The 13857-nt window shown below is 45.7% G+C and carries 11 protein-coding genes and 1 other RNA gene; 1 reads left to right on the top strand and 11 read right to left on the bottom strand.

Annotation, left to right across the window (positions count from 1 at the left end; translation table 11 throughout):
* Window positions 1-20: 20 nt before the first annotated feature.
* Both J3U67_RS05220 and rlmD read right to left on the bottom strand, forming a co-directional pair.
* Window positions 21-596, bottom strand: coding sequence for a YceI family protein (locus tag J3U67_RS05220; RefSeq protein ID WP_267404392.1), 576 nt, complete (start codon window positions 594-596; stop codon window positions 21-23).
* Window positions 597-769: 173 nt separating this feature from the next.
* Window positions 770-2071 carry a 23S rRNA (uracil(1939)-C(5))-methyltransferase RlmD gene (rlmD, locus tag J3U67_RS05215; RefSeq protein WP_267404117.1) on the bottom strand — a complete coding sequence of 434 codons (1302 nt, stop codon included), beginning with the start codon at window positions 2069-2071 and terminating at the stop codon, window positions 770-772.
* Between the two features lie 129 nt (window positions 2072-2200).
* Here rlmD and J3U67_RS05210 point away from each other — a divergent pair, with 129 nt between their 5' ends.
* Window positions 2201-3217, top strand: a complete 1017-nt coding sequence (locus J3U67_RS05210; RefSeq protein ID WP_267404115.1) for a L,D-transpeptidase — start codon at window positions 2201-2203, stop codon at window positions 3215-3217.
* A 30-nt stretch (window positions 3218-3247) separates the two neighbouring features.
* On the opposite strand, the gene J3U67_RS05205 is transcribed toward J3U67_RS05210, so the two are convergent.
* The 9 genes from J3U67_RS05205 to J3U67_RS05165 form a co-directional block, all read right to left on the bottom strand.
* Window positions 3248-3496 (bottom strand): GIY-YIG nuclease family protein, encoded by a 249-nt coding sequence (locus J3U67_RS05205; protein WP_267404391.1) that lies wholly within the window; start codon window positions 3494-3496, stop codon window positions 3248-3250.
* Between the two features lie 259 nt (window positions 3497-3755).
* Window positions 3756-7202 carry a DNA polymerase III subunit alpha gene (gene dnaE, locus J3U67_RS05200; RefSeq protein WP_267404113.1) on the bottom strand — a complete coding sequence of 1149 codons (3447 nt, stop codon included), beginning with the start codon at window positions 7200-7202 and terminating at the stop codon, window positions 3756-3758.
* A gap of 511 nt (window positions 7203-7713) precedes the next feature.
* Window positions 7714-7893, bottom strand: a non-coding RNA gene (gene ssrS / locus J3U67_RS05195) — 6S RNA.
* Window positions 7894-7899: 6 nt separating this feature from the next.
* Complete coding sequence (locus tag J3U67_RS05190; RefSeq protein ID WP_100140509.1) at window positions 7900-8202, bottom strand: cell division protein ZapA; 303 nt, start codon at window positions 8200-8202, stop codon at window positions 7900-7902.
* Window positions 8202-8528, bottom strand: a complete 327-nt coding sequence (locus tag J3U67_RS05185) for a hypothetical protein (RefSeq protein ID WP_100140510.1) — start codon at window positions 8526-8528, stop codon at window positions 8202-8204. Before J3U67_RS05185 ends, J3U67_RS05190 begins: the two co-directional genes overlap by 1 nt.
* A 93-nt stretch (window positions 8529-8621) precedes the next feature.
* Complete coding sequence (locus J3U67_RS05180; RefSeq protein ID WP_100151824.1) at window positions 8622-9599, bottom strand: NAD(P)H-dependent glycerol-3-phosphate dehydrogenase; 978 nt, start codon at window positions 9597-9599, stop codon at window positions 8622-8624.
* Window positions 9600-9924: 325 nt separating this feature from the next.
* Window positions 9925-11172 carry a beta-ketoacyl-ACP synthase II gene (fabF, locus tag J3U67_RS05175; RefSeq protein ID WP_267404108.1) on the bottom strand — a complete coding sequence of 416 codons (1248 nt, stop codon included), beginning with the start codon at window positions 11170-11172 and terminating at the stop codon, window positions 9925-9927.
* A gap of 95 nt (window positions 11173-11267) precedes the next feature.
* Window positions 11268-11507 carry an acyl carrier protein gene (gene acpP / locus J3U67_RS05170; RefSeq protein ID WP_025331393.1) on the bottom strand — a complete coding sequence of 80 codons (240 nt, stop codon included), beginning with the start codon at window positions 11505-11507 and terminating at the stop codon, window positions 11268-11270.
* A gap of 244 nt (window positions 11508-11751) precedes the next feature.
* Window positions 11752-13779, bottom strand: coding sequence for a prolyl oligopeptidase family serine peptidase (locus J3U67_RS05165; protein ID WP_416384678.1), 2028 nt, complete (start codon window positions 13777-13779; stop codon window positions 11752-11754).
* Between the last annotated feature and the right edge of the window lie 78 nt (window positions 13780-13857).

Below are 13857 nucleotides of genomic sequence, written 5' to 3'. Positions count from 1 at the left end.
GTAGCTAGGATAATAGAAGATTATTGTTTCGCCGCTTCTACTTGAATATTCAGCTTAACATAACGACTTGCCGGCATAACCTGCACATACTCATTAATTCCCCATTGAGTACGATCAATAACAGCTTCAAAATCACCGCCACAAACTTGAGATTGTGTCATCGGGCTTTTATAACAATTGAATTTAGTAGCACGCAAAACTACAGGGTGTGTTTGCCCTACCATTGTTAATTGGCCGCGCAAAGCCCTTACTTTTCCATTTTTATCGAAAATCCAGTTCTGCGAAACAAATCGCAGTGACGGATATTGTGCCGCATTAAAAAAAGCTTTACTTTGCAGATGTTGAGTAAATTCACTGCGGCCCGTATCCAGCTTAGCCAGTGGAAGAGTAATATCTACTGCACCGGTTTTAGCTTTCGCATCATATTGCAACTCACCCTCTAGATTATAAAATCCCCCTACATTGCTGGAAGTGGCAAAATGATCTAAAGTGAATCGTGCGTTGGTATGCAAGGGATCAAGTTTATAAGTTGCAGCCATTGCTGGGACACTTATACCCAGCAATGTGGCCATCAAAATACGGGTAAATCGGCTCATCATTTATTTCCTTTGTCCATTTGGCTAACAAATTAATAGTAGCCTGAATATACCTACGGACAAATCCCGCAGAGTAAATATATTTTTTCTTTTAAAGAAACAATTAAACATATTCAGGTCTGTTCTTAATCACAATTCCTTTCACTAATTTCTATCCAAAGCTTAAGCTACATTCATCTGTCAAAAACTGCCATAGATTCAAGATGTGCTGTTTGTGCAAATAAATTCATAATTCCGCCGGCACGGTACTGGTAACCACGTTTAACCAGTAAACCAGCATCACGTGCCAGCGTAGCCGGATCACAGGACACATACACAATCCGCTTAGGCAGAAACCGTTCTTCAAGCTCATTTAAAGCCAATATCAAAGCTTGAGCACCTGCCCGCGGCGGGTCGAGCAGCCATTTATGCGCATATCCAAATTTACGTAAACGTTGCCCATTCATTGCAAAGAGATCAGCCTGCTGAAAATGGGCTAAATGTTTTAGGCCATTATATTGGGCATTGGCACTGGCACGTCTGCACATGGCAGCCATCCCTTCCACACCCACTACTTCAGCCTGCATCCGAGCAATCGGTAGACTGAAATTACCCAATCCGCAGAACCAATCTATAATTCTTTCCCCGGCTTGCGGTTGTAGCGATTGTATGGCACGCTGAACCATTAAAGCATTAGTCAGCTGATTAACCTGCGTGAAATCTTCTGGCTGGTAAGGAATCACTGTCTGAAATTGAGGGAGATGATAGCTTAGTTTGTACATGTGCTTAGCGGTCTGCAACGCCGTGGTTCGGCCTGTTTGTAACCACCATTGCCATAGCTTTCCGGTTTGTTGCTGCAATTGCAGCAACAAAGAATCAATTTGTTTGCGCTGATTATGGTTTATGGCAGAAGCCTGCAATGTAAGAGCATTTACCTCATTGCCCTGATGCAGCATCACACCGGACACACTACCCTCCGGCCAGCTTTGCAATAATGTTTTAATCGGCTTTAATGCTTCTGACAACACTTCCGACAACACCATACATTCATCAATATCTACAATATTATGGCTGTGTCTGGCCTGAAAGCCCAGTTTCAGACGCCCAGCCTGATACACAGCGCGCAAACGTACCCGTTCACGATAACGCCATGGCAGTCCATATATTGGTGCCATCAGCTCGTCTGGTTGCACCTTTCCTAAACGCCGCATCTGATTCATCCACGCACGTTGTTTCAGAGCTACCTGAGTTGTAAACTCAATATGCTGGCTGTTACAGCCACCGCACCGTCCATAGTACACACAAGGTGGCTGTATACGTGCATTAGCAGCGCGCAGCAGTTTGCCAATTTTGCCCTCAGTGTAGGACTTTTTTTCCCGTACCGACTGCCACTGCACCACCTCACCCGGTAAAGCATCTTCAATAAATACAGCCTTACCGTTTACACGGGCAACACCGCGCCCTTCCTGATTCCAGTCAATAATATGTGCTGTCAACTGTTGTTCCAAACTGAACCCTCAAGCCAGAAAAAGACCGCAAATAATCTTAATTGTGTATATTTTCTCACATCACAGACAAATTACGTTATGATTATATTCATATTGCCATACCGGATTTTCAGAATAATGTTGAAACCTATACTTTATGCACTCACCACTTCCATCATATCTGCTAGTGCATATGCTGCCATCCCCATGCCAGATTATGCCGTACCTAGTAAGGGGCAGCAGGTCATACTGAATATTCCGCAGCTACGGCTGTTTTTGTTTCAAGATGGCAAGTTAATCAAAACCTATCCCATAACTGTCGGTAAAGCGAGCACACAAACACCGCTAGGTGAATACAAAATTGGTGCTAAAGTGGCCAATCCCACTTGGAGCGTACCACGTAGTATTCAAAAAGAAATGGCGGCCAGTGGAAAAGCGGTACAGAAATCAGTGCCGCCCGGCCCCAAAAATCCGCTTGGTCCGGTATTTGTCCGTCTTGGTGAACCCAGACTCGGTCTAGGCATTCATGGTACAAATGTACCCAGCAGTGTACCCGGCGTACGAAGTCATGGCTGTGTTCGGCTGCAAAGCCCCAACGCATTGGATTTTGCTGCAACTGTTCAAAGCGGTGCAGATGCAGCGGTAATCTATCAGCAAGTTTCAGTAAACATCGACGAACAGAACGATATTTGGATTGCGGTTTACCGAGACCCCTATAACAAACGCAATCTAAACAAAAAACTACTTAATCAGAGTATTAGTTCTTGGGCAAATCAGCATCAGCAACAGGTAGACCAAAAGCGTCTAGCTTCTGCCTTGATTAAACCGGCCAACACATTAATCTGTCTCACATGTACTGCCGGCAAAACTAAAGTCAGCGGTGCGCTCAGCTCGTTACAGTGGACTAGTGGTAAGGGTGAGCTGGTTGAACTAAAACACATCAACACTATAAACTCACAACCTAAACAGGAAATTGCTCCAGAAAGCAGCAACGTAGAAGTGGATGAGGATATGGATGATACATCCAAACAAGACATAACCCCGTTAAATCCCACCCACACAGTACCAGAAAAAGTACATCCAGCTCCGGAAAAAAATATTCCAGTTAACAAAATTCCGGCCTCATCCGATCCGGGATTTGACGCATTGCTATAAGATATCAGCAACGAATTAATTGCACAGAAATTAAATTCGTGTCTGAAAATCGGGCAACAACTGCCACAATACACTTTTTTCTGCCACCTTTAGCCGCTTAAGCCGAAATTCACATCTGGCTGCCGCGGCTTTATTTATACCCACGCACACCAGCCGCATCTGCACTGGAGTATGCATACGCGTATACTTTGCCCCTTTCCCCGAACAATGCGCCAGCCAGCGCAGCAAAGGCCGGTTTGAGATTCCACAGTAATACGCACCATTATCACAAAGCAGCATATACACTGACCAATCAGCGTGAAACTGTGGCAACGGAGGTAGAGCGGCCAGAATAGAAGCAGATAAATTCAATCGCAATACTCAATAAATTTAAATACAGTAGATAGTTAAAAATATCTTCAATAAATTTCATTAGCATTGTGAATAAAATTAGAGAAATCAATCACATTTAAAACTTAAACATAAGATTTGATCATTATCTTATGAATTAAATATTTCTAACTTACGTAAATTACATGAAAAAGCAATAAAATCCTATTTAAAAGCTTACATGTACCGCTTCATCCCCTAGTAAAGAATACAAGCTATCAAACAAAACAGCTTCTGGCCTAATCAGCCAGCTTTTATCTGCGCGTAGCTCGCCATAAGCATGTTGGTGGCGGCAGCAGAATTTTAGCGGTACATGCGCCTGTTCTCCGCAATAAGTCTTTAGCAAATCAGCTAGCTTTTGAATTGGCGCATCAGCAGCAATATATAATTGCAGACTGCGCGCATAACGCGCACTGGCCTGAGCCAAAGTAAATGCATCATCTGCGGTGATACGCAAACCATCACCGCCATTGTATTCATCTACCGCTACCTTACATTCCATTATCAGCACCTGATCCGCTTTCAGACTGGCGCCGTATTCTTCCAAGGCCTGCCCTGCTACCACCACCTCCTGCTTATCAGTGCCGTCTTCCAGCTGCACCACAGCAAACTTACCACGTTTTCCCATAATATAGCGTACACCGGTAACAAATCCGGCTACCTTCTGTTTATTATTGGATGGTTTTAACGCAGAGAGCTTAGTACCCACCAGTGCACGCACCTTATCAGCATAAGGCTCGAAAGGGTGACCAGAAAAATAAAAGCCCATGGCCTGTTTTTCTTCTGCCAGCTTCACAGCCAGAGACCATGGCGCCACTTCTTCCATCTGCAAGGGTTCTATCGCATCCTCCACCAGATCAAACAGCCCACCCTGATTGGCATTGGCTGCCACCTGTTCAGCATTTTCCATAGCCAATCCTATATTGGCCAGCAACTGAGCCCGATTCGGATTCAGTTCATCAAAGGCACCGGCACGCACCAGCGCTTCAATAGTGCGACGGTTGATATGCTGGCGGTCAACCCGCTGACAAAAATCAAATAGGTCTGTAAATGGCCCGCCTGTTTCACGTGCTCGCACAATCGCTTCTACTGCACCCTCACCAGTGCCCTTAATCGCACCCAATGCATAGCGTATCTGTTTTTGATTGTTCGGAGTAAACCGATAAAAAGACTGATTAATACTGGGCGGCAAAAAAGTAATACCATTTTCAATGCCATCATCGACAAAGATTTTTAGCTGGTCAGTATTGGTCAACTCACTGGACATCGTACCAGCCAGATATTCCGCCAGATAATGGCATTTCAGCCATGCCGTCTGATACGACACCAGCGCATAAGCGGCCGCATGAGATTTATTGAAACCATAACCAGCGAATTTTTCCATATAATTGAAAATTTCGTTGGCAGTATGCTTATCAATGCCCTTTTCCGCGGCTCCGGCTTCAAAAATGGCACGATGCTTCACCATTTCCTCAACCTTTTTCTTACCCATAGCTCGCCGCAATAAATCGGCGCCACCTAGTGTATACCCCCCGCAGACCTGCGCCGCCTGCATCACCTGTTCCTGATACACCATTACACCGTAGGTAGAATTAAGCACCGGTTCCAGATTTGGATGCAAATATTCCACTTTTTCTTCACCGTGCATACGCCGGATAAAGTCCGGAATCAGATCCATCGGCCCCGGCCGATACAAGGCCACAAAAGCAATAATTTCCTCAAATTTAGTCGGACGCGCGGTTATCAGCATTTTTTTCATGCCCACCGACTCAAACTGGAAAACAGCGGTGGTATTACCCTTGGCAAAAATGCTGGCGTAAGTAGCCGCATCATCTAATGGAATATGATTAACATCAACTTTCTGGCCGGTCGTCTCCAGAATAAATTTCTGCGTCATTTCAATAATGGTTAAATTCCGCAATCCAAGAAAGTCGAATTTCACCAGCCCTATCTGCTCTACATCATCCTTATCAAACATGGAAACCGGCGATGCATCTTCACCACTGGCCTGATAAATCGGGCAGAAGTCGGCAATTTTACCCGGTGCCATCAACACCCCACCGGCATGCATACCCAACCCACGGGTCAAATCTTCCAGTTTTAACGCCAGCGTCATCAGTTCCTCAGCCTCTTCTTCGCGTAATAGCTGCTGTATCTGAGGTTCTGCTTCCATTGCCTTAGTTAAACTTAACGGCTTATTGGCCTCCACAGGTATTAGCTTGGATAAACGGTCACACAAACCAAACGGCAAATCCAATACCCTTCCCACATCGCGTACCACCGATTTGGACGACATCGTACCAAAAGTTACAATCTGGCTAACCGCAGGCACACCATATTTGTGCCGGACATACTGAATCACACGCCCACGGTTTTCCTGACAAAAGTCGATATCGAAGTCAGGCATCGATACCCGCTCCGGATTCAGAAAGCGTTCAAAGAGCAAGTTATAGCGCAGCGGATCCAAATCAGTAATCTTCAGCGAATACGCCACCAGTGAGCCCGCACCTGAACCACGCCCCGGTCCTACCGGACAGCCATTCTGTTTAGCCCAATTAATGAAGTCCTGCACAATCAGAAAATAGCCTGGAAACTGCATCTGAATAATAATACCCAGCTCATAATCCAGCCGCTGCTGATATTCCGGCATTTTCTGAGCCCGCTCAGCCTCATCCGGATACAGAAACGCCATACGCTCACGCAACCCTTTATTACTAAGCTGCACCAGCAAATCATCCAGTGTCATTCCTTGTGGTGTCGGAAACAACGGCAGATAGTGCTCGCCCAGTGTCAGCGTCAAATTACAACTTTGTGCAATTGCTACGGTATTAGTCAGCGCTTCCGGAATATCGGCAAACCGCTCAGCCATTTCCTCAGGCGTCACAAAATACTGACTTGGAACAAAATCATGCGGACGCCGTTTATCAGCTAAAACATAGCCGCTGGCAATACATACACGGGCTTCATGTGCCTGAAAGTCTGCTGCATCCATAAACTGCACTGGATGCGTCGCCACCACCGGTATCTGATGTGTAGCAGCCAGCGCAACGCTACCAGCCACCACTGCTTCCCATTCCGGCCGTTCAGGCAAACGCTGTACTTCCAGATAAAAACGTTCTCCAAACCATTGCTGATATTTAGCACACACCTGTGCAGCCAGCTCCGGCTTCTGCGACAGCAGAGCCTGACCGATTTCACCATACTGCGCCCCGGACAGACAGATCAGACCACTATTATCCCCATTAGCCAGCCATTGCTGGCGGATAACAGGCTGATTCGGATTGCGGTCTTCCCCTACATAAGCGTCAGTCAATAACTGATTCAAACGCAGATAACCACCATGATTCTTTACCACCAGCATCAGACGAAAAGGTTTATCCGGCTGCTCTGGATTTTCCACCCGCACATCCACTGCCATAATCGGCTTAATACCCGCATTGCGGCAGGCTTTGTAAAACTTCACCATGCCGAACACATTCATCAGATCACTGATACCGAGTGCCGGCAAACCGAGCTCACTGGCACGTTTCACCGCTTCTTTAATCCGCACAATGCCATCTTCAATAGAAAATTCGGTATGTAGCCGCAGCGGAATATAAGGAGAATTGTCAGACATAGCACTTTTCACGCCAGTACATTAACTGTCTGGCTCAAGAGAATTGAATTAAACACTCACCGTTCACATAGAAAGCGACAACAGATGTGAAACAAGGTGATAAAGCTTCAGCTAAAACAGCAGGTTTCAGGACAGAACACAGCCACCATAATTCTACCTGATTTGCACATTCCATCGCCGGGATAAATACAATGATAATAGCGCAATCTCAAAAAAGATTGAAAAACGTACTTCTGAAATAGCGAAACATCTTAGCGCGGATTGACGTACTCATACTTAACCCAGTCAGACCAATATATTTTCAAAAAAAATGAAAATAGCAGTAAATAATGAATTTTATTATAAAAAAGCAGATTTTTATCGCAAATAACAACTTTTCATATGCAGCTATGACTGGTATTCCACCCGATCAAACGCGAAAGATTAATCCTGAACAATGTGATTTAGCAATACACATTTGGCAACAACTGAAAACAGGCTGCCTGAAATATCAGACAGCCTGTTCAAATGGGTTTCCCCCACATGTGCCGTTTTGGACGCTATCCGCTTGAACCTTGAGGACAAGGCTGGCAGTATCGAATGGCTTCGGGTTCATTCACACAGAATGCTCACGCCCACCATTACCCAACCGCCAAAAAAGCGAATTATTGGTTCAAAGGAATATATGTCCTTGCGAACACAGCAGGGGAAGAAAAAGTTATTTTACCACAAGAGTGAGGGTACTTTCACACAGCTGAATCATATCCTGCATTTTACGCTCAAAATCACCGATTTCCAAATTACCATGTACCGTAAGCTTGAGTAAATCATGAGCTAAATTCAGCGCAGCCATAATCACGATTTTATCTGTTTCAACAATTCGTCCGGAACTTTGAATCGCAGCAATCTTTTCATTGAGCATTTTTACCGCCTGCATCAATGTTTCATGCTCACTTTTGGGCGTACCGATATTAAAAGGACGACCAAGAATTTCCACACGAACCTGTTGAATTTCATCCATTAGGATTCCTCCTGCGCCTTAGGCAAGCGTTTCAGCAATTGCTGTAATTCATCACTGGATGCCTTAATTACCGAAGTATAACGGTTTTTTTCAGCAATTAATCCATCAATCGTTGTCTGCATGCTTTCCTGCAAGTGTAATTTTTCCTGCTCGTGCTGGTTTCGTATCCGTTCACGTTCAGTCTGAAATTTTTCATTCTGCTGCTGCATTTCTTCTTTTACCGATGACAGTTGCTGTGTCAGCTGCTGCTTTTCAGCCAGAAGAGAATTAAAATGTATTACCAGCCGCTTAATGCAATCTTCCAGTTGTTCTAATTGATTTTCCATTCCCTACCCGCTTCCATCCTCAGAATACACAGCATGAATGCCTGAATTTCCATGCTGCCACTTTAAATTGTTATTCATTATTGAATTTGATTATTATTCCGTCTTAGGTGCACGTTCCATTAGTATTTCAGCCATTTCCTGAACTTCTATGCAACCATCAAACAATTGCTTGAGAATACAGGCTACTGGCATATCCACCCCGAGCGAAGCAGCCTGTCGGCAAACTTCCTCGACAGTATATACACCTTCCGCCACATGTCCAAGTTCAGTAAGCGCTTCCGGCAGTGATTTACCCTCTGCCAGCAGCAACCCTACTCTGCGATTGCGCGACAGCGAGCCGGTACAGGTCAGAATCAAATCTCCCATACCCGATAGTCCCATCAACGTCGCAGCCTGACCACCCAGCGCCTGATTCAGACGGGATATCTCCGCCATACCGCGCGTCATTAACGCAACACGCGCATTAATACCATAGTTCAATCCGTCAGCAATACCTGTTGCAATCGCCATGACATTCTTTACCGCACCACCAACGGCCGCCCCAATCACATCTGCATTGGCATACAAACGCAAAACGGTATTATTCAAACTCGCCGCCAGCGCCTGAATCCAAACAAAATTTTCTGATGCCAGTGTTACCGCACAGGGCAGCTGCTGTGCCAGCTCCTGAGCAAAACTCGGGCCGGATAAAACACCGATACATGGATTCTTAGGCATCACCTCCGCCAGCACCTGCTGCGGCAGTAAACCGGTTTGCTGCTCGAATCCTTTGCAAGCTGCAATAATGGGTACATCACTCAAGCCAGCATCCACCAGCTTCTGCGCACTTTGCCGTAAAGCTGCCACCGGCGTAGCAATAATAATTAACTCGGCTGAGGCCAGCTCTGCCACAGCAGCTAAATTTTCCGGTAAATCAAAACCCGGTAGATAACGCTGATTCTGCCGCTGCTGCTGTAATTGCTGCACATGCTGTATATTATGGGTCCATAGCCATACTTTATGCGAATGTAGGGCAAAATGAATGGCCAGCGCAGTACCCCACGCTCCCGCACCCAGTACACCAATATTCATGACAAATATTCCCTATAACAAACTTCCGCCAAACCCTGGCCGGCTTAGAGCACTGCTGCACATCAGTAATCACTGAAATATCTGGATTAAGGCTGCAACAGGCAGCACATTGTATCCAAAAAACCAAGCTCAAGCTGCAACATCTATAGCAAAAACTGGTAATCCACATTGAATATCAGCAAATTTACCTGATTGTCGCGCAAATTTTTTACCGTAGCCGACATTATTCTGCAGCTACCCAGGTTACCGTCGGTCGGCTAATATAAAAACACAGGCTGCCTGTTAATCAGACAACCTGTGTGTACATTGCGGACTTCAAAAGCGCTTAATCTTCAAAACGCTTAAACGCCAGCGACCCATTGGTACCGCCAAAACCGAATGAATTGGAAATAGCTGCACGAATCGGCAAATCCCGTGCTTCATTAGCACAATAATCCAAATCACAGCCTGCCTCAATATCCTGCTCAAAGATATTAATCGTAGGCGGAGATTTCTGCGTGTGAATAGCCATTACAGTGTAAACGGCTTCCACACCACCAGCACCGCCCAACAGATGGCCGGTCATCGATTTAGTAGAATTCACCACTAGCTTTCTGGCCTGTTCGCCTAAAGCCAATTTTAATGCGTTGGTTTCATTCACATCACCCAGCGGAGTGGAGGTACCATGCGCATTTACATAATCAATATCTTCTGGATTCAGGCCACCATCTTTCAGAGCACGCATCACCCCCAGAGCCGGACCCTCAGTATTCGGAGCAGTAATATGATATGCATCGGAGCTCATACCAAATCCAACCAGCTCAGCATAAATCGTGGCACCACGCTTACGGGCATGTTCATACTCTTCCAGCACCATTACACCAGCACCTTCACCCATCACAAAACCATCACGATCCTTGTCCCATGGTCTGGAGGCTGTGGCCGGATCATCATTGCGGGTAGATAGTGCTTTCATGGCAGCAAAACCACCCACACCCAACTCACAGATGGCGCCTTCGGCACCGCCAGCAATCATAATATCCGCATCGCCATACTTAATCAGGCGTGCAGAATCACCGATACTGTGCGCACCAGTAGTGCAGGCAGAAACCATACCGTAGCTTGGTCCCTGATAACCTTTTAAAATCGTAACATGGCCAGATATCAGATTAATCAGTGAGCTGGGAATGAAAAATGGATTGATTTTACGGGCACCCTGCTCCACTACAGTACGTGCAGTGGCCTCAATTGCCGGCAAGCCACCGATACCCGCACCAATATTTACCCCTACTCTGGTTTTATCCAAACCCGGAATATCATCCAGCCCTGCATCGGTTATCGCCTGAAGAGCAGCAGCCACACCATAATGGATGAAAGAATCCATCCGGCGTGCCTCTTTCGCACTGATGTACTGCGTTACATCAAAATTCTTAACTTCACCAGCAATCTGGCAAACTAAAGACGAAGCATCAAAATGGGTAATCGTGCCAATGCCGCTTTTACCTGCAAGTAAATTCTGCCATGCTGTGGTGATATCATTACCCACAGGAGATACTTGACCCAGGCCGGTAATGACTACTCGTTTTTTACTCATAATTTGCTCGTAAGAAAAAAACCTCTACCGAATCAGGCGATACTTGGCACCTTAGTTCGACAGAGGAATTTGAATTTGACCAACACTACACGGAATTAATTCAGGTGTGCGCCAACAAAGTCGATAGCTTGTTGCACAGTAGTGATTTTTTCAGCTTCTTCATCAGGAATTTCGCAACCGAATGCTTCTTCCAGAGCCATTACCAATTCAACGGTGTCCAGTGAGTCAGCACCCAAATCTTCCTGAAATGAAGATTCGTTTTTTACTTCAGCTTCGCTCACGCCTAATTGTTCTGCAACAATTTTTTTCACGCGTTGTTCGATATTGTTATCCATTGACTGATCTTTCTTTTCTTTGCCCGCTGCGATACGGACAGGGTTAATTGAATTAATCAACTTTTTAGTTGTTGATATTATTGTACCTAATAAAAATAGAGTTTACCATTCAAATTGTTTTTTGCCGTATTTTCTATGGTTTTCAGCGATTTTCAGCGCATTTTTACTTATCACCCTGCGCAGATTACACGACAAGCGGCAGCCATATTAGCACAGCCTGTTTTTTTGCCACAAGTTATTAGATTTAGATTGAATCATCGCCAGCAATCGTTTTATATAAAAAATTCATAATCAGCGCCAATTCTGCTGCGGTATTTTCCTGAGTCACACCCCCTGCATGCCCACCTGTGTCGGGTACAGCCAGCCATACTGGCTGTCTGGACGAACGCAAACGTGCAAAAAACTTCAGTGCATGGGCCGGATGTACACGGTCATCATGAAGATTAGTCGTAATTAAAGCAGGTGGGTAGTGTTGCAATTTGCCCAAATTATGATAGGGAGAAAGTTGAAGCAATGCATTTTTTTCAACCGAATCAACAGGATCACCATACTCATCTACCCATGAAGAACCGGCTGAAAGATAAGGATAGCGCAACATATCCGTAAGCGGCACCTCGCACACCATCGCCCCCATACACTGCGGTTGGCGGCAAAATGCAGCAGCCACCACAAGCCCTCCATTACTACCGCCCTGAATTGCTGTATGCATCGCACTGGTTCGCCCATGAGAATACAAATCATCTAGCACTGCCAATAAATCATCTACACTGACATGCTTATGAATACCGCGGGCAGCCTCATGCCATTGAGGTCCAAATTCACCACCGCCACGAATATTTGCCAGTACAAATGCATAACCTTTTGCCAACCAGTACCGACCAATACTACCTAGATAATAGGGTAGCTGAGGCATACCAAAGCCACCATAAACATAAACAATAGTGGGCATTTCCTTATTCATATGTTTACCAACATGAAAATAAGGAATAAACGTCCCATCAGATGCAGTAGCACTGAACTGCTTCACCTGCATCCCTGCCGCATCAAACTGCTGCGGCTGTCGCCGCATCACACACAATTCTCCCAGATGCACATCAAGCGTATATAGTGTCAAAGGATCCAAAAAACTACTGATTGCCAGATAGACCACATCGCCGCCCCAAGGCTGGTCTGTAATTTCAAGCGCACCATCCGGCAGATTGGGCAATGAAACTTCCTGCCAGCCATTGCCACCAAATTGCCACGCCAGCAAACGGCTGCGTACATTATCCAGTATCGACACCAATACAAACCGCCGTGTGGTTTCAATACTTTCAATTGCCTGAGTGGCCTTAGGCTGAAAAATCACTTCAGCAGCACCCAGCTCACCTTTATGTAATTTCACTGCAACCAGACTACCGGCGGGATAACTTCGGTTCGCACGCTGCCAGCCACTGCGCAACTGCACCAGCAACTGCCCGTATAGATAGCCCATCAGTTCACAATCATCAGGCAGTCCCAGCGGTTTGGCACTTAAATCCGCCATAACTTGATAATATTGCTTGTGATAAAAGCCGCTTGCCGCCTCAATTAAATCAATCGGTGCGCCCTGACTATCTAAATAACGCCATGCATTCACCATCATGCCATCAGCTGGCATTTCTAGCACTGGCTGCGCCTGCGCAAAGGTTTGCCCGCGTTGCATCAGCCATACCTGCCGTGGATAGCCAGCCTGAGTCAGCTGCCGCTCATCCCATGCCGGACATATCCATACACTTTCTGTATCACGCCAGCTAATGATGCTTTTACTCAGAGGAAAATGAAAACCTCCCTCAACCACTTTGCCTTCGTTTAAATTAAACTCAATGGTATAGGCTGCATCAGCACCGCCGGCACTCAGACTGATAAGCACATGCTCGGGCGCCTGCACATAATGTGCCACACCCTGCAAATACACATCATCTCCAAGCAGTTCATCAAAATCGGCCACAGAAAACAGAATTTTCCATTCAGGCAAACCAGCACGATAACTGGCAGCAGAACATACCCGATACACACCTTTCGGAAATTCAACCGATTGATAAAAATGATACATGCGTGCACGATGTTCCTGACAAAACGGTATTTGCTGCTCATCACGCAGTATTGTCACCATATCATCACGTACTGCTTCATACTCAGCATCTGTTGCAAACTCAGCCTGAGTCGCTGCATCCGCCTGCTGAATCAATGCCAGAGTGCGCTCATCGTTTAAGTCTTCTAAATAGGCAAAAGGATCAGTATTGGTCATCAGGATTTTTCCATAAACTAAGGTTCATTCCAAACAGGTAAACAGACAGACAATCTTTACAGTCTGATACCTCTGTATAAA

The sequence above is a fragment of the Snodgrassella sp. B3837 genome (assembly GCF_026535955.1).
Lineage (GTDB): Bacteria > Pseudomonadota > Gammaproteobacteria > Burkholderiales > Neisseriaceae > Snodgrassella > Snodgrassella alvi_E.
The sequence above is the reverse complement of the archived record's forward strand: the minus strand, read 5'-3'. Positions and strand labels throughout refer to the sequence as shown.